17 protein-coding genes are annotated in these 21,156 nt (G+C 69.0%); all 17 read right to left on the reverse strand.

Going from position 1 to position 21,156, the window contains the following annotated elements; all coding sequences use genetic code 11:
* Positions 1 to 5: 5 nt before the first annotated feature.
* The 17 genes from rpoB to OHA34_RS19870 all read right to left on the reverse strand — a co-directional run bounded on the left by rpoB (position 6) and on the right by OHA34_RS19870 (position 20,999).
* Positions 6 to 3,473, reverse strand: coding sequence for a DNA-directed RNA polymerase subunit beta (gene rpoB / locus OHA34_RS19790; protein ID WP_285942719.1), 3,468 nt, complete (start codon positions 3,471 to 3,473; stop codon positions 6 to 8).
* Between the two features lie 394 nt (positions 3,474 to 3,867).
* Positions 3,868 to 5,064 (reverse strand): hypothetical protein, encoded by a 1,197-nt coding sequence (locus OHA34_RS19795; RefSeq protein WP_329518536.1) that lies wholly within the window; start codon positions 5,062 to 5,064, stop codon positions 3,868 to 3,870.
* A complete protein-coding gene (locus tag OHA34_RS19800; protein WP_329518537.1) occupies positions 5,061 to 5,588 on the reverse strand; it encodes a hypothetical protein in 528 nt (175 codons plus the stop codon). The genes OHA34_RS19795 and OHA34_RS19800 overlap by 4 nt, the downstream gene beginning before the upstream one ends.
* A 78-nt stretch (positions 5,589 to 5,666) precedes the next feature.
* Positions 5,667 to 7,139 (reverse strand): MlaD family protein, encoded by a 1,473-nt coding sequence (locus tag OHA34_RS19805; protein ID WP_329518538.1) that lies wholly within the window; start codon positions 7,137 to 7,139, stop codon positions 5,667 to 5,669.
* On the reverse strand, positions 7,136 to 8,479 hold the full coding sequence (locus OHA34_RS19810) for an MCE family protein (protein WP_285942723.1): 1,344 nt from the start codon (positions 8,477 to 8,479) through the stop codon (positions 7,136 to 7,138). The genes OHA34_RS19805 and OHA34_RS19810 overlap by 4 nt, the downstream gene beginning before the upstream one ends.
* Complete coding sequence (locus OHA34_RS19815) at positions 8,476 to 9,747, reverse strand: MCE family protein (protein ID WP_285942724.1); 1,272 nt, start codon at positions 9,745 to 9,747, stop codon at positions 8,476 to 8,478. The genes OHA34_RS19810 and OHA34_RS19815 overlap by 4 nt, the downstream gene beginning before the upstream one ends.
* A 21-nt stretch (positions 9,748 to 9,768) precedes the next feature.
* Positions 9,769 to 10,878 carry an MCE family protein gene (locus OHA34_RS19820; RefSeq protein ID WP_329518539.1) on the reverse strand — a complete coding sequence of 370 codons (1,110 nt, stop codon included), beginning with the start codon at positions 10,876 to 10,878 and terminating at the stop codon, positions 9,769 to 9,771.
* Positions 10,879 to 11,910 (reverse strand): MCE family protein, encoded by a 1,032-nt coding sequence (locus OHA34_RS19825; protein WP_285942726.1) that lies wholly within the window; start codon positions 11,908 to 11,910, stop codon positions 10,879 to 10,881. It abuts the gene before it with no gap.
* On the reverse strand, positions 11,907 to 13,259 hold the full coding sequence (locus OHA34_RS19830; protein ID WP_329518540.1) for an MCE family protein: 1,353 nt from the start codon (positions 13,257 to 13,259) through the stop codon (positions 11,907 to 11,909). The genes OHA34_RS19825 and OHA34_RS19830 overlap by 4 nt, the downstream gene beginning before the upstream one ends.
* A 7-nt stretch (positions 13,260 to 13,266) precedes the next feature.
* Positions 13,267 to 14,145 (reverse strand): MlaE family ABC transporter permease, encoded by an 879-nt coding sequence (locus tag OHA34_RS19835; protein ID WP_285942728.1) that lies wholly within the window; start codon positions 14,143 to 14,145, stop codon positions 13,267 to 13,269.
* On the reverse strand, positions 14,145 to 14,996 hold the full coding sequence (locus tag OHA34_RS19840) for an MlaE family ABC transporter permease (RefSeq protein ID WP_285942729.1): 852 nt from the start codon (positions 14,994 to 14,996) through the stop codon (positions 14,145 to 14,147). The genes OHA34_RS19835 and OHA34_RS19840 overlap by 1 nt, the downstream gene beginning before the upstream one ends.
* Positions 14,996 to 16,057, reverse strand: a complete 1,062-nt coding sequence (locus tag OHA34_RS19845; RefSeq protein ID WP_285942730.1) for an ABC transporter ATP-binding protein — start codon at positions 16,055 to 16,057, stop codon at positions 14,996 to 14,998. The genes OHA34_RS19840 and OHA34_RS19845 overlap by 1 nt, the downstream gene beginning before the upstream one ends.
* Before the next feature lie 520 nt (positions 16,058 to 16,577).
* Positions 16,578 to 16,964: a 50S ribosomal protein L7/L12 gene (gene rplL, locus OHA34_RS19850; RefSeq protein ID WP_285942731.1), complete on the reverse strand. Its 387-nt coding sequence runs from the start codon at positions 16,962 to 16,964 to the stop codon at positions 16,578 to 16,580.
* A 112-nt stretch (positions 16,965 to 17,076) separates the two neighbouring features.
* Positions 17,077 to 17,676 (reverse strand): 50S ribosomal protein L10, encoded by a 600-nt coding sequence (gene rplJ, locus OHA34_RS19855; RefSeq protein WP_285942732.1) that lies wholly within the window; start codon positions 17,674 to 17,676, stop codon positions 17,077 to 17,079.
* A 310-nt stretch (positions 17,677 to 17,986) separates the two neighbouring features.
* Positions 17,987 to 18,883 carry an LppX_LprAFG lipoprotein gene (locus tag OHA34_RS19860; protein ID WP_285942733.1) on the reverse strand — a complete coding sequence of 299 codons (897 nt, stop codon included), beginning with the start codon at positions 18,881 to 18,883 and terminating at the stop codon, positions 17,987 to 17,989.
* Between the two features lie 140 nt (positions 18,884 to 19,023).
* Positions 19,024 to 19,878, reverse strand: a complete 855-nt coding sequence (locus tag OHA34_RS19865) for an LppX_LprAFG lipoprotein (RefSeq protein WP_285942734.1) — start codon at positions 19,876 to 19,878, stop codon at positions 19,024 to 19,026.
* A gap of 206 nt (positions 19,879 to 20,084) precedes the next feature.
* A complete protein-coding gene (locus tag OHA34_RS19870; protein WP_285942735.1) occupies positions 20,085 to 20,999 on the reverse strand; it encodes a hypothetical protein in 915 nt (304 codons plus the stop codon).
* Between the last annotated feature and the right edge of the window lie 157 nt (positions 21,000 to 21,156).

Genomic DNA, 21,156 nt, shown 5'->3' on the forward strand with positions numbered 1-21,156 from the left:
GTTGATCAGACCTCTTCGACACTGCTCGGCTCACGCCGGGACAGGTCGATGCCGAGCTCCTCCGCAGCGCGGAAGACGTCCTCATCGGTGTCTCGCATCTCGATGGACATGCCGTCGCTGGAGAGGACCTCGACGTTGAGGCACAGCGACTGCATCTCCTTGATGAGCACCTTGAAGGACTCGGGAATGCCGGGCTCGGGGATGTTCTCGCCCTTGACGATGGCCTCGTAGACCTTGACCCGGCCGAGGACGTCGTCGGACTTGATGGTCAGCAGCTCCTGGAGGGCGTAGGCGGCGCCGTACGCCTCCAGAGCCCAGACCTCCATCTCACCGAAGCGCTGGCCACCGAACTGGGCCTTACCGCCGAGCGGCTGCTGAGTGATCATGGAGTACGGGCCGGTCGAGCGCGCGTGGATCTTGTCGTCGACCAGGTGGAGCAGCTTGAGGATGTAGATGTAGCCGACCGAGACCGGCTCGCTGTAGGGCTCGCCGGTACGGCCGTCGAACAGCCGCGCCTTCCCGCCCGGGCTCACCATGCGGTTGCCGTCGCGGTTGGGCAGGGTGCTCTCGAGCAGGCCGGTGACGTCGTCCTCGCGGGCACCGTCGAACACCGGAGTGGCGGTCTTGGTCCACGCGGGGGCCTCGTCGGCACCGATGTCGGTGAGCGCGCTCTTCCACTCGGCGTCGACGCCCTCGACCTTCCAGCCGCGGCTGGCGACCCAGCCGAGGTGGGTCTCCAGGACCTGCCCCACGTTCATCCGGCCCGGCACGCCGAGCGGGTTGAGCACGATGTCGACCGCGGTGCCGTCCTCCATGAACGGCATGTCCTCGACCGGCAGGATCTTGGAGATGACGCCCTTGTTGCCGTGCCGTCCGGCCAGCTTGTCGCCGTCGGTGATCTTGCGCTTCTGCGCGACGTAGACCCGGACCAGCTCGTTCACGCCGGGCGGGAGCTCGTCGCCCTCGTCACGGCTGAACACGCGGACGCCGATGACCTTGCCCTCTTCGCCGTGCGGCACCTTCAGCGAGGTGTCGCGCACCTCGCGCGCCTTCTCGCCGAAGATCGCGCGCAGCAGCCGCTCCTCCGGGGTCAGCTCGGTCTCGCCCTTGGGCGTGACCTTGCCGACCAGGATGTCGCCGGGGACGACGTCGGCGCCGATCCGGATGATGCCGCGCTCGTCCAGGTCGGCCAGGACCTCTTCGGAGACGTTCGGGATGTCCCGGGTGATCTCCTCGGGGCCCAGCTTGGTGTCGCGGGCGTCGACCTCGTGCTCCTCGATGTGGATCGAGGACAGGACGTCGTCCTGCACCAGGCGCTGGCTGAGGATGATGGCGTCCTCGTAGTTGTGCCCCTCCCAGGGCATGAACGCCACGAGGAGGTTCTTGCCGAGCGCCATCTCGCCGTCGTCGGTGCACGGGCCGTCCGCGACGACCTGGCCGACCTCGACCCGCTGCCCCTCGACCACGATGGGCTTCTGGTTGTAGCAGGTGCCCTGGTTGGACCGCTTGAACTTGGTGACCCGGTACGTGGTCCGGGTGGCATCGTCGTTCATCACGGTCACGTAGTCGGCGGAGACCTCCTCGACCACGCCGGCCTTCTCCGCGGTGATCACGTCACCGGCGTCGACCGCGGCACGGTACTCCATACCGGTGCCCACCAGCGGCGCCTCGCTGCGCAGCAGCGGAACGGACTGGCGCTGCATGTTGGAGCCCATCAGCGCCCGGTTGGCGTCGTCGTGCTCCAGGAACGGGATCATCGCGGTGGCGACCGAGGTCATCTGCCGCGCCGAGACGTCCATGTACTGGACGTCGTTCGGCGGGATCAGCTCGACCTCGCCGCCCTTCTTGCGGATGAGGACCTTGTCGTCGACGAAGGTGCCGTCGTCATTGAGCGCCGAGTTGGCCTGCGCGATGACGAAGCGGTCCTCCTCGTCGGCGGTGAGGTAGTCGATCTGCTCGGTGACCACACCGTCGGTGACCTTGCGGTACGGCGTCTCGACGAAGCCGAACGGGTTGACCCGGCCGAACGCGGCGAGCGAGCCGATCAGGCCGATGTTCGGGCCTTCCGGCGTCTCGATCGGGCACATGCGGCCGTAGTGCGACGGGTGGACGTCGCGGACCTCCATGCCGGCCCGCTCACGCGACAGGCCACCGGGGCCGAGCGCCGACAGCCGCCGCTTGTGCGTCAGGCCGTCGAGCGGGTTGCTCTGCTGCATGAACTGCGAGAGCTGGCTGGTGCCGAAGAACTCCTTGATGGAGGCGACGACCGGCCGGATGTTGATCAGGGTCTGCGGCGTGATCGCCTCGACGTCCTGGGTGGTCATCCGCTCGCGGACGACGCGCTCCATCCGGGCCAGGCCCAGCCGGACCTGGTTCTGGATCAGCTCGCCCACCGTGCGCAGCCGCCGGTTGCCGAAGTGGTCGATGTCGTCGACCTCGATCGGCACCGGGACCGCCCCGAGGGTGGCCTCCTCCTCGCCGGCGTGCAGCCGGACGAGGTACTCGATGGTGGCGACGACGTCGTCCTCGGTCATCGTGCCCTGGTTCATGTCCAGGTCGAGCCCGAGCTTCTTGTTGACCTTGTAGCGGCCGACCTTGGCGAGGTCGTAGCGCTTGGGGTTGAAGTACAGGTTCTCCAGCAGGGTCTGCGCCGACTCCTTGGTCGGCGGCTCACCCGGCCGCAGCTTGCGGTAGATGTCGAGCAGGGCGTCGTCCTGGCCGGAGGTGTGGTCCTTCTCCAGGGTGACGTTGATCGACTCGTAGGAGCCGAAGCGCTCGCGGATGCGGGCCTCGTCCCAGCCGAGCGCCTTGAGCAGCACGGTGACCGGCTGCTTGCGCTTGCGGTCGATGCGCACGCCGACGTTGTCGCGCTTGTCGATCTCGAACTCGAGCCAGGCGCCGCGGCTGGGGATGACCTTGCAGCCGTAGATGTCCTTGTCGGATGCCTTGTCGAGCGCGCGGTCGAAGTAGACGCCGGGCGAACGGACCAGCTGCGAGACGACGACTCGCTCGGTCCCGTTGACGATGAAGGTGCCCTTGGGCGTCATGAGCGGGAAATCGCCCATGAACACCGTCTGGCTCTTGATCTCACCGGTGGTGTTGTTGATGAACTCCGCCGTGACGAACATGGGGGCGGAGTAGGTCATGTCCTTGTCCTTGCACTCCTCGACGGAGTACTTGGGCGGCTCGAACCGGTGATCGCGGAACGAGAGCGACATGGTCCCGGAGAAGTCCTCGATGGGACTGATCTCCTCGAAGATCTCCTCCAGACCCGACTGGGTCGGGACGCTCTTACTTCCGGCCTTCTGGGCCGCCTCGACCCGGGCCTTCCACCTCTCGTTGCCGAGCAGCCAGTCAAAAGAGTCGGTCTGCAGAGCAAGGAGGTCCGGGACTTCGAGCGGCTCCTTGATGCGCGCGAAGGAGACGCGGTTCGGACCGGTTGCGGTATTCGAGGCGTTGCGCGAGGCTGCCAAGAGTGGTCCTTCCGAGGGCTCGCGGCGTAACTGACGACACGCACGCCAGACGATCCACGTCCGAGACCTGCACGATGAGGCCCAAAAGGGACCAAGGCAGGAGTGCTCTCACACGTGGATGTCAGAGGGCAGCGCAAAGGGGCAGTGTAGCCGACCGCCACACCGCTCGCAACTCTACCGCCGCAGTATGCCTCACAGTTGCCTTGGAGCATCGCCTCTCAGGGCCTTGTAGTCAAGAGCGGACTTGGACTTTTCGGGCTCTGACCTGCAGTGAGGAAGACCATAGTTTAGGATCCGTCCGACTACCCGGCGGTAGGGCCTGGACAACGGTCGGGCGACCACCCCCGGAGGGGTGATCGCCCGACGTCGGAGCCCTGTCCGGACGGCCCCGTCCTCACATCATCTGGAGCTCCGCGACCAGCCATCGGCCGCCGACCTTCTTCATCACCAGGCGCACCGTGTACTGGTTCGGGGTGCGCTCGCCGCTGGCGCCCTTGGCGGTCTGCTGGTCGAGGTAGACCAGCGCGATCGCCTTGCCGTCGCCGATGCTCTCGACCGCGGTCTTCACCGCCGTCCCCTCCACCACGATCTTCCCCTGGAGCGCCGACGGCTTCACCGTGGTGGTCATCTTGGCGAACTCGGCGTGGAACGCGCCGGTGGTGTGGTCGGTGGCCCGCTTGAGGTCGTCGTCGATCGTCCGGTAGTCGTACGACGACAGGTCCTCGGCGGCCTGCCCGGCGGCGAACGAGACCTTGCCGACCGCCTTGGTGTCGCCCTGCTCCTGGTTCACCCCGGAGAGGGCCACGCACAGCCACGCCAGCAGGGCCGCCAGCACCACGTTGACGGCGAGGAGCACCCACACCGCGGGACGCACCCCGCCGACCGCCGACTTCGGTGACCTGGAGCGGGACCGGGACCTCGCCTCGGCCGGGACGACGGTGGTCTCGAGCTCGCCCTCGCCCTCGTCCTCGTCCTCGTCGCTGTCCTCGTCCTCGTCCTCGTCGGTTCCGGCCTTGGAGGGCTCGGCCTCGGACGCCGCGGCCGTCTCGTCGGGCTCGTCGGCGTCCTCCTCGTCGGCGTCGGCGTCGGGTTCGGGCATTTTCCGGACGGGCTTCTTCTTCGTCGGGACGGACTTGGCCTCGACCGCCTCCGCGTCCGCGTCCGCCTCCGCGTCGTCGGCCGCGGCCTCGGGCTCGTCGTCGGGCTGGGGTTCGACTTTGGAGGGCTTGGCCTTGGCCGTGGTCTTGGTCGCGGTCTTGGCCTTCGGAGCGGGCTTAGAGACGGTCTCCGGCTCGGCTTCGACATCGTCCACCGGCTCGGAATCGGCCTCTGGGGCGCTCTTCTTCCGCGTGGCGGCCTTGGATGTCTTGGTTGACTTCCCGGCACCCTTGGTCGTCGCCGCCGCCTCAGCGTCGCTCTCAGCGTCCGCACTGGCGGCACCCTCGGCCTCGTCGGCCTCCAGGGCGGCCCGTTCGGCCTCGGCGGCGGCCTCCGCGGCCTTGCGGGCGGCCTCGTCGGCCTTCTGCCGGGCCTTCTCCGCCTTGCGCGCCTTGTCGGCGGCGTCGCGCTTCCCGCGCCCGAGCATCGTCATGGGACAATTCCCATCTTCGAGACGAGCCAACGTCCGTCGACCCGGGTGAGGCCCATCGCGAACCGCCAGTTGCGCGGGGTTCCCTGCGGGACCTGGGGGCTGGTGGTCGTCGCGCTGATCGCCACGATCACCTCGGCCGAGTCCTCGTCCAGGGAGACCACCCCGGCCCGGACCTGCTGCACCTGCGAGGTGGCCTTGGTCTTGGTCGCGGTGTCCGCGATGATCTTGGCCTGGGTGGACCACTGGTTCTTGATGTCGCCGGTCATCCCGCCGACCACCCGGTCGATGCCCTGCTGCACACTGCGGTAGTCGATGCTGGCCAGGTTGACGCCGGTCTGCCGGGCCGCCTGGGTGGCCGCCGCCCGCCGCTCGTTCTCGTCGTGGGCCGGCCGGTAGCGCAGGCCGACCACCCCGACCGCCGCGGCCAGGGCCACCGCGAGCACGCCCAGGACGATCACGGTGACACCGCCACCGCGGCCCCGCGACGCCGCGGCGTCGACCGCGTCGGTCGCGCCGTACTTCATCGCGTCGCCTCCTTCATCGGGTTCTGGCCGTACGTCCGCCATCACGTCCGCGTTCGGTCGTCACAGCGCCGGCCGTGATCACTGTGAGAGCGGGCCGAGCAGCAGCATCTTCCAGGAGGAATCCCCCAGGATGCGCTGCTGGCCGCCGTTCGCGCCCATGCCGTAGCGCTTGCCGTCGGGCCCGTAGACCGTACCGGTCGAAGGGTCGTATCCGGCGATCTCCACCGATTCTGATGAGAACGGGACGTAAAGGGAGTTGTTCGCCGCGAGCGCGGCGTCCCCGCTCCCGGAGCGCTCGCCGGCGCCCTTCGCCGCGGGCTTGCCGCCCTTCCCGGACTCGGCCTTCGGGGCCCCGGCCGCGTTGCCGGAGGCACCGCCCGCCGGGAAGCCCGCGCCGTCCGTCGCGCCCGCGGGCACCTTAGGGACGGGCGACAGGTCCTGCTTGGGGAAGTTGCGCGCGCCGCGGACCGCGCTCGGGGAGCCGGGGCTGTCGGTGCAGCCCACGTCCAGCCGCGGGGCCTTGCGGCCGGTGTCCTGCGGCCAGCGGTGCTTGACCTTCTCGTAGCCCTTGGTGCACGGGGGCGGGGAGTCGAAGTTGAGCGCCAGGCCGAGGTGCTGGGTGCCGTCGCCGGGGGTCACGGTGAACGCGCCGGCCACCGTCATCGGGTACATGATCAGCAGCGAGCGCAGCCCGGCCTTGTGCGAGGCGATGATCTGGCCCGTGGTGGTCATGTTGGCCAGCAGCACCGGCAGCGTGGGCGCCAGGTCCTCGATGGTCTTGTCGGCCTGCACCACCGCGCCGGGGGTGGCCTCGATGGTCCGGCGCAGCGCCGGGTCGTCCTTGCGGAGCTGGGTGGTGAGCTCGTTCAGGTTCCGTGAGAAGCCGAGGATGTTGGCGCCCTGGGCCCGCTGGGTGTCGAGCACGGTGACGCTGTTGTCGAGCAGCTTCTTGGTGTCGGGGTAGGCCTGGTCGGCGGTCTTGAGCAGCCGGTCGGTGTCGTCCAGGATCGACTGGAGGTCGGCGGCCGAGCCGGAGAACGCCTTGTCGAGCTCGTCCACGATCGTGCCGAGGTTCTTGGGGTCGACCGACGAGACCAGCCGGTCGACGTTGCGCAGCAGCTCGGCGGTCGACACCGGGAGCGTGGTCAGCTCGCGCGGGATCGTGTAGGCGGCGCCCTGGTCCAGGTAGGGGCCGGTCCTGCGGGCGGGCTGGAGGTCGATGTACTGCTCGCCGACCGCCGACCGGTTCGCCACCACGGCCTTGGTGCCCTCGCGCGGGATCCGCTGCCCGCGGTCGAGGGTCAGCTCGACCTTGATGCCGCTCTCGGTGAGCCTGATCGGCCCGACCCGTCCGACCGGGACGCCCCGGTAGGTCACCTCGGCGTTGGTGAACACGCCGCCGGAGTCGGTGAGGTCGACGAAGGCGGTGTACTGGCGGCCGAACGTCTTGCGGCCGAAGCCGATGTAGTTCACCGACACGACCGTCACGCCGATGACGGTGATGAGGGCGAAGGCGATCAACTGGATCTTGACGCCGCGCTTGAGGATCACGAGAGGCCCCCCGTCATCAGGGTCTGGAGATCGCGCTGCCCGGCGCCCGGGCCGAGCGCGCCCGGCCGGTTCCGGGACGCGCCGCCCTTGTTCCCGGGCGTGGCCTTCGGAGTGGCGCCGGGAACGCCGGGGGTGCCGCCGGCCCCGCCACCGCCCGGAAGGCCCGGGATGCCGCCCTGCCCGCCCGCACCGCCGCCCCGGCCGCCCGGCGTCTGCGGCAGCACGCCCAGCGGCGACTGCGGGAGCTGCACGTTCGGGACGGTGAGCATGCTGCGCATCTGCTGCCCGTTGCCGAGCATCCCCTCCAGGTCGGTGCCGCCCAGCAGGTTGTGCGCGATGGACTCCATGTCGAGGTCGACCGTGAGGTTGATGTTGCCGTAGTCGCCCTCGATCACGTTGCCGAAGGTCGCCGGGAACGGGAAGGTGATCAGCGATTCCAGCGACTTGGGCAGGTCGGAGCCGGCCTTGTTGAGGTTGCGCAGGATGGTGTCCAGATCCTTGAGGTTGGCCACCAGGTCGGCCTGCGACTGTTCGATCACGCCGGTCGTGGTGCGGCTCAGCTTGTCGAGCGCGACCAGCATCTTGGTCAGATCGGCGCGGTTGCGGTTCAGGACGCCGATGGCCGGGCCGGTCTTGTCGATGGTGTCGGCGATGGTCGCCCGCTCGCTGGACAGCTTGCCGGTCAGCCGGTCGATGCTGTCGATCGCCCGGGTGATGGAGCCGCGGTTGCGGTCCAGCGTGCCGACGAAGGTGTTCACCTGGCCCAGCACCGACTTGATCGTCGCCTCCCGCCCGCCCATCGCGGCCTGGAGCTCGTGGCTGATCGTGGAGACCTGCTCGATGCCGCCGCCGTTCAGCAGCAGCGACATCGCCGACAGCACCTCCTCGACCTCGGTGCTGCGCGTGGTGCGGGCCAGCGGGATGAGGTCGCCGGAGCCGAGCCGCCCGGCGGCGGCCTGGCCCGGCGGCGCGGAGAGCGCGACGAACTTCTCGCCCAGCAGGCTGGTCTGGCCGATCGTGGCGACCGCGTTGTCGGGCAGCTTGACGTCCTTGCGCACCTTGACGGTGACCAGGGCGTGCCAGCCGCCCGTCCCGCCGGCCAGGTCGATCTTGTCGACCTTGCCGACCGAGACGTCGTTGACCTTGACCACCGACTGCGGCACCAGGTCGAGCACGTTCGCGAACTCGATCCTGACGGTCGTGGGCCCGCTGCCGAGGTCCGGGCCGCCGGGCAGCGGGATCGAGTCGACCCCGCGGAACGAGCAGCCCGACAGGGCCGCCGCGCCCGCGAGCGCCGCGACCCCGGCGAGCCGCGCCCGCCGCCACTGCTTCCTGCTCATCGGCCACCTCCGGGCAGCAGTCCCCTGACGTCCTTCGGCCTCTGCGCACCGGCCGGGCCGCCCTTGGCCGTCCCGGCGGCCTTCCCGCCCTTCGCGGCGGTGGCGCCGCTGCCCCGGCCGTTCGGCCCGTAGGCGTCCGGCGGGATCGGCTCCGGGTCGTAGTGGGTGGTCAGCGCGGTGATCCAGGACAGGTCCAGGCTGATCCCGGCCAGCGCCTTGCCGATGCCGTTGTAGGGCTTGACGAAGTCCAGGCACTGCTTGGCGGGCGTGCCGACCGAGTAGGCCAGCGAGCAGACCCAGTCGGCCAGGTCGTGGAACTGGCGCAGGTCGGCCCGGTTGTGGATGGTGCCGCTGATCGGGTCGTAGGCGCGGGCCAGGTTGTTGACCGCCATCGGGCCGGACTCCAGCAGCTCGGCGACCGCGTCCTTCTCCTTGACCAGCACGCCGGTGATCTGCGCGAGCTGCCGGACGTTGTCGGACAACTGGCCCCGGTTGTCCTTGATGAACCGCTGCACGTTGCGCAGCGTCGGGGCGAGGGTGTTGAGGGCCGCGCTGAGCTCCTCTTTCTCCCCCGCGAGCTGCCCGGAGACCCCGTTGAGGTGCCCGGTGAACTGCTGGATCTGCTGGTCGTTGGCCTTCATCGCGTCGGTGATCACGCGCAGGTTCTTGATCGTGGTGGCGAGGTCACCGCGGTCGGCGCTGAAGGTGCTCAGCATCTTGGACGTGTCGTGGATCGTCTGCCGGATGTCGCCGCCCTGCCCTTGCAGGGTGTCGGCGCCGACCTGGAGGAGCTGCGAGAGCGAGCCGTCCTTGTTGGCGCCGTCCGGGCCGAGCGCCTTGGTGAGGTCGCTCAGGCTGCCGCCGATCTCGTCGACCTCCACCGGGACCGCGGTGCGGCTGGTGGTCAGCGTCGCCTTGTCCTGGAGCAGCGCGCCGCCCTTGTAGGCGGGGGTGAGCTGGATGTAGCGGTCGGCGACCAGGGTCTGGTTGACGATGACGGCCTGCGCGCCGGCGGGGACCTTGCGCCGGGCCTCGTACTCCAACTCGACCTTGACCGCGTCGCCGACCGGGGTCACCTTGGTGACCTTGCCGACCTTGATGCCGAGGATGCGCACGTCGGCACCCGCGTAGAGGCCCACGGTCTTGGTGAAGTACGCCGTCACGTGGCGCTGCTCGGACCCCTGGAGCAGCAGCACGAGCGAGGCCGCCAGCACCGCGACGGCGAGGATCGCGCCGCCGAGGCGAAGGATGGTTGCTGAGTTTCGCACTGATGACCTGCCTGCTCGCGCTTACGGGAGGAACGGCAACGGGTTGTTCTGGCCGGCGCCCTGCTGGCCGGTGCCCTGCTGGCCGGTGCCCTGCTGGCCGGTTCCGGGCCTGCCCGCGCCCTGCTGCTGGGCGGTGCCGCCGTTCGCGCCTCCGTTGCTCTTGGGCGCGTCCTTGATCGACGCGGGGATGGGGAGGAGGTTCTGGATGTAGGAGTCGAACCAGCGCCCGGTGCCGGTGACGTCGGCGAACTGGCGGGCGAACGGCGCGTACAGCTTGATGATGTTGTCCAGGTTGTCCTGGTTCTTCAGCAGAATCCCGCTGACCTTCTCCAGGTTGTCCAGCATCGGGCGGAGCCGGCTCTCGTTCTCCCGGATCAGCGCGTTCACCTGCTGGGAGAGCGCGACGGTGTTGATCAGGAGCTGGTGGATGACCGCGCGCCGCGACTGGACGGCCTGGAGCACCTTGTCGCCGTCCTGGACCAGCTTGGTGAAGTCCTGGTTGCGGTCGGCGAGGAGCTGGGACACGTTCTTGGCCTTGCCGGTCAGCTCGTGCAGCTGCTCGTCGCGCGAGGCGACGGTGTCCGACAGCCGGCGCAGCCCCTTGAGCGAGGCCCTGATCTCCTCCGGCGAGTTGCGGAAGGTGTCCGACAGCACGTCGAACGACTTCGCCATCTGCTTGTAGTCGATCTTGCTGACCCGCTGGCTCAGCTCGCTGATCGCCGGGACGACCTCGAACGGGGTGCTGGTCCGGTCGATCGGGATCCGCTTGCCGAGCCTGCCGCCGCCGCGCGGCACCAGCGCCAGGTAGTGCGCGCCGAGCATCGTCTTGATCTTGATCTCGGCGCGGGTCAGGTCGCCGAGCCTGACCCCGTCGTCCACCCGGAAGGTGACGGTGACGTGGTCGCCGTCCAGGTCCAGCGCGGTGACCTGGCCGACCTTCACGCCGGCGACGCGGACCTCCTCGTCCGACTTGAGCCCGGCCGCCTCCTTGAACGCGGCCTTGTGCTCGGTGCCGCCCGCGACGAACGGGATGCTCTGGAGGTTCATCGCCACCGCCAGCACGACGACGATGGCGGCGAACGCGGCGATGCCGATGGGGACCGGGTTGCGCTCCCGGAACGGGATCCTCATCTACTTGCACCTCGCGTTCTCGTTCACGATCGCGGGCGTCTGGTAGACCGGGCCGCCCGGCAGCCGCACCCGCGCGTCGAGGCCGCAGATGTACATGTTGAACCAGGAGCCGTAGGAGGAGATGTTGACCAGCTTCTCCAGCCGCTCCGGGGTCCGCTGCAAGCCCTTGTCGAGGGTGTCGCCGTTCTTGTTCAGCGTCCCGCTGAGCTGCTGGAGCCCGGCGATGTCGTTCTTGAGCCCGGGACGGGCCTCGCGCAGCAGCCCGGCGGTGGTGCCGGTCAGCTGGTTGATCGCCGACACCGAGTCGAAGATCGCCTGCCGGTCGTCGGCGACCCCGCCGACGAACCCGCGCAGGTCGGTGATCAGGCGGTTGACCTGGGTGTGCCGCTGGTCGATGGTGCCCAGCACGTTGTTCAGGTTGTCGATCACCTGGCCGATGACCTTGTCGCGGTCGGCCAGCGTGTTGGTCAGCGACGCCACGTGCGCGAGCAAGCTGTTGATCGTGCCGCCCTCGCCCTGGAGCGTCTGCACGATCTGGAAGGCCAGCTTGTTGACGTCGTCGGGCTCCAGCGCGCGGAACAGCGGCCGGAATCCGTTGAACAGCACGGTCAGGTCGAGCGCCGGCTGGGTCTGCGTCTCCGGGATCGTCGCGCCGCGCCGCAGGTGCTCGTTGGCGTTCCCCGGCCCCTCGTTCAGCGCCAGGTAGCGCTGCCCCATCAGGTTGCGGTACCGCACCTGCACCTGAGTGGACGTGGGGAGGCCGCCCTCGAACACCCCGCCCTTGCCGAGGCTGAACGTCACCTTGGCCCGGTCGCCCCGGTACAGCTCGATCTTCTCGACCTGGCCGACCCGGACCCCGGCGACGCGCACGTCGTCGTTGTCGAGCAGCCCGGCCACGTCGGTGAAGATCGCGCTGTAGCTGTCGGTGCTCTGGAAGCGCGCGTTGGAGATGGTCATCGCCAGCACGCCGGTGGTCAGCGAGGTGAGTACCACGAAGATCAGGAGCTTGACGGCGGCGCTGGTGGTCTTCACTTGACCGTCACCACCGATCCCTGCATGACCGGCCCGAACAGCAGTTGCGCCACGTCCGACACCTCGCCCGCGGGGGTGCGGGTCATCGGCCCGACGACATTCTTGATCTTGTCCTTCTCGGTCATCGCGGTGCCCGGGTCGACGAACACGTTCGACATCGCCCGGCCCCGGCCCTGCCCGCCGCCGTTGCCGCCGGCGTTCGGGTCACCGGGGTTCTTCCACCACAGGTCGTCCTGGGTGCCGTCCAACGCCATCCAGTCGGGGAAGGGGACCTTCGGATCGGGCAGGTTGTAGCAGCGCGGGCCGCGCTGGTCCTTCATCTCGGGCAGGTCCAGCGGGTTCTTGTACGCCGGACGGGGCTTGACGATCTCGATGGTCAGGTTGAAGGTCTTGGAGCCGCCCGCCCCCGCCACCCGCTCGGCCTCCGGCTTCAGCTTCATCATCCCCGCGAGCACGCACGGCAGCGTGGACGAGTAGCGGGCCAGCACCTCCAGCCCGTCCCGGTTGGCCACGTTGAAGCCAATGATCTTCGGGCCGTTCACCTTCATGAACCGGTCGGTGTCCTTGGAGAAGCCGGTGACCATCGGGATGATGTCCTCGATCGTGCCCTGCTCGTCGGTGATCGTCTTGCTGGTCACGTTGAGGTTGCGCAGGGTGTCGAGCAGGTCCGGTGCCGCGGCGCGGTAGATGTCGGAGACGTCCGAGAGCCCGTTGAGGTCGTGGACCAGCGTGCCGAGCTGCGGGTTGATCTTCTTCAGCAGCGCGTCGGCCTGCTCCAGGTCGCCGCCGAGCTGCTCGCCGCGGCCCTGCAACGCCGTCGCGATCGCGTTGAGCGTGCTGTTCAGCTTCTCCGGCTTGACCGCCTGGAGCAGCGGCAGCAGGTTGCCGAGCACCTTGTCGATCTCGACCGCGGTCTGCGACCGGTCCTGCTGGATGACCTGCCCCTTGCGCAGGCCCGGCCGGCCCGCCTGCGCCGGGATCTCCAGGTCGACGTACTTCTCGCCGAACAGCGTCTTCGGCAGCAGCCGCGCCTGCACGTTGGACGGGACCAGCTTGGCCTTGTCGGGATCGAGCGCCAGATCCAGCACCGCGCCGTGCTCGGTGGCGTGCGAACCGCGGACCTCGCCCACGATCAGCCCGCGCACCTTGACGTCGGAGCGGGGCAGCAGCTGGAGCCCGGCCCGCTCGGCGTCCACCGTCACCCTGACGACGGGGGTCAGCGCCTTGTTGAACAGCGCGACCGTCAGCGCCAGCAGCAGCACGATCACCACGACCATCGACAGGCCGAGCAGCCGGTGGCGCATCCGCTGCGACAGCCTGCCGGACCCCGGGTTCGCCGAATGCGTCATCGCGCCGTCACCCCGCAATCCGTACGGAGACGGTCGCGCCCCAGATCGCCATGCCGAGCAGCAGGTCGACCACGTTGATCACCACGATGCTGGTCCGCACCGCGCGGCCCACCGCGACGCCGACGCCGGCCGGGCCGCCGCTGGCGTGGTAGCCGTAGTAGCAGTGGATCAGCATCACCAGCACGGAGAAGACGATCACCTTGCCGAACGACCAGAGGATGTCGTACGGCGGCAGGAAGAGTTTGAAGTAGTGGTCGTAGGTGCCGGTCGACTGCTCGTAGAACAGCGTGACGATCAGACGGGTCGCGCCGTAGGAGGCCAGCAGGCCGACGATGTACAGCGGGATCACCGCGATCATCCCGGCCAGCATCCGCGTCGTCACCAGGAACGGCATCGACGGGACCGCCATGACCTCCAGCGCGTCGATCTCGTCGGAGATCCGCATCGCGCCGAGCTGCGCGGTGAACCCGCAGCCGACCGTGGCCGACAGCGCCAGCGCCGACACCAGCGGCGCGATCTCGCGGGTGTTGAAGTAGGACGCGACGAACCCGGTGAACGCGGCGGTGCCGATCTGGTTCAGCGAGTTGTAGCCCTGGAGGCCGACCTGGCTGCCGGTGAAGAACGTCATGAACCCGACGATCACCACCGACCCGCCGATCACCGCCAGCCCGCCGGTGCCGAGGCTGACCTCGGCCAGCAGCCGCAGCACCTCGGTGCGGTAGCGGCGCAGCACCCGGAACACCCACGCGAACGCCCGCGCGTAGAACGAGAGCTGGTGCCCGAAGTCGTCGAGCCGTTCCAGCGGGGCGTTGACGACCCGCGTGACGGCCTTGCCCGCCCTGCCCGGGGCGGTGGCGCTCACGCCCTCGCCCCGCCTGCCCGCCATCACATCCCCTTCTGCGGGACGAACTGGAAGTACAGGGCGGAGATCACGAAGTTCTCCAGGAAGAGCAGCATGAACGTGATGACGACGGTCTGGTTGACCGCGTCGCCGACGCCCTTGGGACCGCCCTTGGCGTTCAGGCCCTTGTACGCGGCGACCAGGCCGGCGGTGATGCCGAACATGAACGCCTTGAACTCGGCCTGCATCAGGTCGGGGAGCTGCGCGATGGCGTTGAAGGAGGCCAGGTAGGCGCCCGGCGTGCCGTCCTGGAGCATCACGTTGAAGACGTAGCCGCCGATCAGGCCGACCACCGACACCAGGCCGTTCAGGAACACCGCGACGAAGGCGCAGGCGAGCATCCGCGGCACCACCAGGCGGTGCAGCGGGTTGATCCCGAGCACCTCCATCGCGTCGATCTCCTCGCGGATCTTGCGGGAGCCGATGTCGGCGCACATCGCCGAGCCGGCGGCGCCCGCGACCAGCAGCGAGGTGACCAGCGGGCTGGCCTCGCGGACGATCGCGACCACCGCGGTGGCACCGGTGTAGGACTCGGCGCCGAGCTGCCGGATGAGCCCGCCGACCTGCAACGACAGGATGCCGCCGAAGGGGATGGCGACCAGCATCGTCGGCACCACGGTCACGCTGACGATGAACCATGCCTGCTGGATGAACTCGCGCCACTGGAAGGGCCACTGGAACATCGCCCGGCCGGTGTCCAGGCACAGGGCGAAGAACCGTCCCGGCTCCCTGATGGCGACGTTGGCGGCGCCATCGGAGATCTTGCGGAACGCGGCCGAGGAGCCGCCGTCCTTCTTGCCCCCTCCCTGGTTCGCGCCGATACCAGGAACGGACATCAGTACGTGCCTCCAGGGGGCCGTCCACCCGGAACCTGCCCGCCCTGCCCGCCGGGGGCGGGGGCCCCGACCGGAGCCATGGACGCGACGTAGCGCGGCCACTCCTCGACCCAGTTGCGGCCGAGGTCGTCGATGAACGAGCCGGGCGGCGGGACGACGCCGTGCGCGGCGCACCAGCCGCCGGGGGCCTGCTGGGTCGGCCGGACGCGGCCGTCGCTCGGCATGAGCTGCGGCGGGATCGGCGGCAGCTTGCCCGCCTCCAGCCCCATCCGGGCCTCGGCCTCCAGCTCGGAGACGTCCTTCTCCTCCGACATCGCGATCGGGCCGATCTTGCTGGCGTTGAGGAACTGCCGGACGACCGGCTCCTCGCTGGACAGCAGCATCTCGCGCGGCCCGAACATGGCCAGCTCGCGGCGGAACAGCAGGCCGATGTTGTCGGGCACGGTCCGGGCGGTGTTGATGTCGTGCGTGACGATCAGGAACGTCGCGTTGATCTGCGCGTTCAGGTCGACGAAGAGCTGGTTCAGGTAGGCGGTGCGGACCGGGTCCAGACCCGAGTCGGGCTCGTCCACCAGCAGGATCTCGGGGTCGAGCACGAGTGCGCGGGCCAGCCCGGCGCGCTTCTTCATGCCGCCGGAGATCTCACCGGGAAGCTTGCTCTCGGCCCCGAGCAGGCCGACCAGGTCGAGCTTCTCCATCACGATCCGCTTGACCTCGGACTCGGACTTCTTCGTGTGCTCGCGCAGAGGGAACGCGACGTTGTCGAAGATGTTCATCGAGCCGAAGAGCGCGCCGTCCTGGAACAGCACGCCGAAGAGCTTGCGGGTGTCGTAGAGCTGCGACTCGGGCAGGTACGGCAGGTCCCGGTCGCCGATCCAGATGTGGCCGCGGTTGGGCTTGAGCAGCCCGACCAGTGTCTTGAGGAAGACCGACTTGCCCGTGCCGGACGGTCCGAGGAGAACGGAGATCTCTCCCGAGGGCAGCGTTAGCGATACGTCCTGCCAGATCGTCTGGCTGCCGAAGGACTTGGTCAGGCCCTCGACTCTGATCTCGACGCCCACTCGTCACCTTTCGTCCAGGCCGGGGGGAATCCGGAACCCATGAGCGAGTAGTACTCAGGCTGTTGCGGTTGTCGTCACACCGCGTGGCGGGCCCGTTGCTACCGATCGGTAGCCGTGACGGGTGCCACTACCGTAGCGGCCCTACGCACAAATGGAAGGGGTTCGGGACCGCAACAGCAGTGAAACGCGACGTCGTAAGACAACCGTTACTTACGACGCCTATGAGACTAGTGGTCCAAGAGCGCGGCCCCGGGCCGGGGGTCGGGAGGTGCGGCCGGGGACCGGGCGGCCCCAGAGACCTCGGGGGCCGAAATGGACGCTACGCCGCCTTCCGGACCCCGCACAACCGACTCCGGGAAGCGCTTCGGGCCACTGATTTATCACCCGGGCACAGTTTTCCCGCACCTTCCGGCCTGCGACATCGGCTCCGGCCACATCCCGCGACGGTCCGCCGGAACGCACGAAGGCGGCCATCCCACCGTGGTGGGATGGCCGCCTTCGGGAAGAGCGGTGGAGCGCCTTACTTGACGGTGACCGTCGCGCCGGCCTTCTCCAGGGCCTCCTTGGCCTTGTCGGCCTGCTCCTTGTTGACCTTCTCGAGGAGGGCCTTGGGGGCGCCGTCGACCAGGTCCTTGGCCTCCTTCAGGCCGAGGCTGGTCAGCGTGCGCACCTCCTTGATGACCTGGATCTTCTTGTCGCCGGCACCCTCGAGGATGACGTCGAACTCGTCCTGGACCGCGGCCTCCTCGGCGGCGCCGCCGCCACCGGCCGGGGCGGCGACGGCGACGGCCGGAGCCGCGGCCTTGACGTCGAAGACCTCTTCGAATTCCTTCAGGAACTCGGACAGCTCGAGGAGGGTCATCTCCTTGAAGGTGTCCAGGAGCTCTGCGGTGCTGAGCTTCGCCATGATGTGTTCCTCCGCTGTGACTTCAAAATCCGGGGTGTTACGGGGACCGCGGGTCTCGGTCCGTCTCGGTCCGTCCGGGCCGGCGCGCGCCGGCCTGGTGAACGGGCGTCGACTACTCGGCGGGTGCCTCGTCCGCGTCGGCGGCGGCGGCCTCGGCCGGAGCCGCGTCCGCCGGGGCCTCGGCCGTCTCGCCGGCCGCCTCGCGCTTGACGCGCAGCGCCTCGACGAGCTGGGCCGCCTGCGTCGGCAGGGCGTTGAAGAGCATGGCCGCGTTCGCCATGGAGCCCTTCATCGCGCCGGCCAGCTTCGCGAGGAGGACCTCGCGAGACTCGAGATCGGCGAGCTTGGTGATGTCGGCGGGCACCATCGACTTGCCGTCGATGAAGCCACCCTTGATCACCAGGTCCGGGTTGGCCTTGGCGAAGTCACGCAGGCCCTTGGCGGCCTCGACCACGTCGCCGTGGACGAACGCGATGGCCGAGGGGCCTTCGAGCAGCTCGCGGAACTGCTCGTCGACACCGGCCTCGTCCGCCGCGCGCTTGGTCAGCGTGTTCTTCACCACGGCGAACCTGGCGTTGTCGCCGAGGTTGGTGCGCAGCTCCTTGAGCTGGGCCACCGTGAGCCCGCGGTACTCGGTCAGCACGGCACCGCTGGAACTCGCGAACTCGTTCTTGAGCTCGGCGATCGCCGCGGCCTTTTCGGCCTTAGCCATGGGGCCTCCTTCCGATTACCTGGGTGATTGCGATCATCGCCCGCCGGTGAGGACGGACGTCAATCAACCAAAAAACGCCCCGGCGCAGGCGCACGGGGCGTTGGCATAACACGGAAGTCATGCGAAAGCTCTCGTCTCACCTACGCGGGTCGCCCGAACGAGTCGGGTCCTTCGGTCACCTTCTTACGGGTGACGACCGGCGGTCTTCGGCAGTGGACAGAGTACGTGACGCCTCACCGGTTAGACAAATCCGCGGGGCCCGGACGGAATCCGTCCCGGCCCCGCGGCATCGCCTCCGAAGAGGGCGCGGTCAGCTCCGGGCGGGCGGGACGGCCGGGAGGCCCGCGCCGCCGGCGCCGCCGAGGCCCTTCATCATGGCCGCGAAGTCGGTGACCTGGTCGGCGGGCGGGGCGGTGATCTGCACCGGCTTCCCGTAGTCGCGGTACTTCATGGTCATCGACATCGGGTTCTGGCCCTGCGACTTCATCGCCATCTTGCGCGGCAGCTGCTCGCCGTCCACCCACAGGTCGAACGCCATGGAGCCCATGCCCATGGAGGTGAGCGCCTTGCGGGAGACCTCCTGCTGATCGGCCGGGAGCTTGGCGATGGCGTCGGTCATCTGGTAGGTGCCGGTGTAGTGGGTGGTCTTCACCCCGTCGACGGTCTCCTCGCCGACCTTGCGCACGTCCTTGGACGCGGTGAGCAGCTTGGTGCTCTGCACCGGGTCCATCTGGCGCGACTGCTGGAGGAGCTGGTCGAGGTTCATGCCGGACTTCTCGCCGGCCTGGTCGAGCGAGATCTTCAGCCACGGCTTGCCCGGCGTGCCGCCGGCCTGGCCCAGCGCGGGCGACTTCATGTACATCGTCCGGCCGATGAAGACCTGGCGCATCCCGCTCATGGACTTGCCGCCCATGGACATCCGGTCGAAGTTCATGCTGTAGGCGAGCTCGGGCTTGGTGCGGTACTGCATCGAGCCGTTCATCTCGATGCTGCCCATGCCCCCGGCGGACGCCTTCATCGACATGTCGGCCTGGAAGGTGTCGGTCTGCCCCGTCTTCTCGGCGGTCTTGCCGAGCACTTGAGCGGCGCTGAGCCTGATGTTCTCCCCGGCGTCGCCCACCTTGTCCCCGGCCTCGCCCAGGCAGCCGGTGAGCGAGAGGGCGAGACCGGTGGCCACCGTGGTCCCCACCACGAAGCGACGGATCATCTGGATCTCCTTAGGTGCGTCTCCATGCCCGAACGCTCCCGCCGGACTCTGATCAGACGCGGAGGAGACTGCTGCGGTTCAGCCGGACCGATGGGACGATAGTCACCTTATGGGACCAGGTGGCAGTTGTGGGGCGCGGGCTAGTTGCCGAGGAGTCCGCTCATGGACAGCTCCCCCACCTGGTCGGACGGCGGCGGGTTGACGCCGAACGACTTGCCGTAGTCGCTGTAGACCACCTGCACCGAGCCGGCCTTGGCGGCCTCGCCGACGCCCTTGGACACCAGCTTGCGCGGAAGCTGGTCGGGGCCGTTCCACAGGTCGAAGCTGATCTTCTCGTTGGCGGCGTTCTGCGGGAACCGGGCGCGGACCTTCTCGCGCGCCTGCGGGTCGAGCCGGTTGAGCGCGTCCTGCACGGTGACCGTGCCGGTGTAGTGGATGGTCCTCACCCCGTCGACGGTCTCCTCGCCGACCTTGCGCGCGTCCTTGGAGGCGGTGAACATCTTGGTCTGCTCCGCCGGGTTGATCTTCTGCACCTGGTCGACCAGGCCCTTGACGTCGAACCCGGTGCGCTGCCCCATCTGCGCCACGTCGATCTTCACCCAGGGCTTGCCGCCGCTGACGAACTGGGCGAGCTGCGGCACCTTGGCGTACAGCACGTCGTTCTTGAAGATCGCCTGCCCCTGGGCCCCCGGCACCGCCTGGCCGCCGCGGCTGAACTCGTCGAGCTTGGCGCTGAAGGACAGCTGCGGGCTGAGCCGGAACTGGCCCGTCGCGTGGATCCGCCCCGCCTGGTCGCCGGCGTCGGTCACGGTCAGGTCGGCCTTGAAGGTGTCGGCCTGCCCGGTCTTCTCGGAGGTCTTCAGCAGGGCCTCGCCGGCGCTCAGCTTCATGTTCTTGGTCGTGGTGGCGCCGGATCCGTCCGCGCCGCATCCGGACAGGAGAAGAACGGCGCCCACCGCGGTACCGCCGGCCGCCACCGCGAATCGTCGGTTCATCGGAACTGTGCCTCCTTGATCGCCCTACTGGATGGCTCCAGTCTCGCCGGGCGGCGTTCGGGCCACATCCCCCGATGGTACGAACGGGACACCCGCCAGTACGACCTGCGGCGTACCCCCGGAAAGCCACCCTTAACGGCGGAGACCCGAAGCCGCAGGTCCGCCCGCCGGGCGCCCCGTCGTCCCGGCGCCCCGTCCTCCCGCGGCTACCGGTACGACTTGAACGTCATCGACCCGTTGAAGTTCGCTCCGGGCGCCGCGGCGTTCAGCCCGATCCAGGTCGGACGCTCGTTGCCGTCCGACCACAGGTCGAGCCCGACCGCCGTGCCGTCGGGCATCACCTTGCGCGTCTCGGCGGCCACGTCCTTCGGCAGCCGCCCGTACAGGTCGCCCATCAGCGCCTTGGCCACGAAGTGGGTCGAGCCGAACTTGTCGGGCCCGGTCTTGGCCATGCCGGGCACGCTCCGCACCAGCCAGGTGAGCTGCCTCGGGTCGGAGCCCTCGCGCAGATTCTGCAACTGGGCCGAGGAGAGCTTGGACGACTCCCAGGACTTGCCGTCGAACGCCTTGAGGGTGCCGCCACTGATGATCACCTTCTGGGTGAGCGTGGTCAGCTTCCCGTCCTTCATCGTCCGCCGCTGCCCGACCGCGTTCATCGAGAACGACGGCGAGAGCGTGAACGTGGTCGTCTCGGTGGCGTGCTCGTAGTCGCCGTTGGCCGCGCCCGACAGCTTCACGTCGGTCAGCCGGGTGAACGAGCGCAGCGCGGGGGGCTTCGCGCTGGGGCTCCCGGGGCTCGCCGAGCCGCCGCCATGGCCGGACGGCGTACTGGGCGCGGCGCCAGAACCGGCCCCGGTCCCAGAACCGGCCCCGGTCCCGGACCCCGACCCGGGGGTTCCGGTGCCCGGAAGCGGCGACGCGGCCCCGGCCGGAGCACCCGGCACGGGCGACTCGCTCACCTGAGCCGGGTCATGCTGGGCCGCCGCTGCCGCGGGCGGCATCTCACCGGCGTCCTTGGGCGAGGCGCCGTTCGTCTGCACCACGACCATGACCACGGTGGGGACGACGACCACGGCGGCGATGGCGGAGATGGCGATGGCCCGATCCGTTCGACGGTTCACGGTGCTGATTCAACACCAGAATCCCCATCGGTAACAAAGCGATCAGACTACTGAAATGTCCGAATCTGGACGGTGTTCCCGGTATCCAAGTCCGGTGCCGCGGGAACGACGACAGGGCGCCCCCGAACGGGAACGCCCTGTCGATGCCCCGCCTCCG

It is taken from the genome of Spirillospora sp. NBC_01491 (genome assembly GCF_036227065.1).
GTDB classification, from domain to species: domain Bacteria; phylum Actinomycetota; class Actinomycetes; order Streptosporangiales; family Streptosporangiaceae; genus Spirillospora; species Spirillospora xylanilytica.

Coding starts and splice junctions, on each gene's coding strand:
- OHA34_RS19795 (WP_329518536.1), bottom strand. CDS start 5,064: ATGACGATGCTCGGGCGCGGGAAGCGCGACGCCGCCGACAAGGCGCGC.
- OHA34_RS19800 (WP_329518537.1), bottom strand. CDS start 5,588: ATGAAGTACGGCGCGACCGACGCGGTCGACGCCGCGGCGTCGCGGGGC.
- OHA34_RS19810 (WP_285942723.1), bottom strand. CDS start 8,479: ATGAGCAGGAAGCAGTGGCGGCGGGCGCGGCTCGCCGGGGTCGCGGCG.
- OHA34_RS19820 (WP_329518539.1), bottom strand. CDS start 10,878: ATGAGGATCCCGTTCCGGGAGCGCAACCCGGTCCCCATCGGCATCGCC.
- OHA34_RS19830 (WP_329518540.1), bottom strand. CDS start 13,259: ATGACGCATTCGGCGAACCCGGGGTCCGGCAGGCTGTCGCAGCGGATG.
- OHA34_RS19835 (WP_285942728.1), bottom strand. CDS start 14,145: ATGGCGGGCAGGCGGGGCGAGGGCGTGAGCGCCACCGCCCCGGGCAGG.
- OHA34_RS19840 (WP_285942729.1), bottom strand. CDS start 14,996: ATGTCCGTTCCTGGTATCGGCGCGAACCAGGGAGGGGGCAAGAAGGAC.
- rplL (WP_285942731.1), bottom strand. CDS start 16,964: ATGGCGAAGCTCAGCACCGCAGAGCTCCTGGACACCTTCAAGGAGATG.
- rplJ (WP_285942732.1), bottom strand. CDS start 17,676: ATGGCTAAGGCCGAAAAGGCCGCGGCGATCGCCGAGCTCAAGAACGAG.
- OHA34_RS19860 (WP_285942733.1), bottom strand. CDS start 18,883: ATGATCCGTCGCTTCGTGGTGGGGACCACGGTGGCCACCGGTCTCGCC.
- OHA34_RS19865 (WP_285942734.1), bottom strand. CDS start 19,878: ATGAACCGACGATTCGCGGTGGCGGCCGGCGGTACCGCGGTGGGCGCC.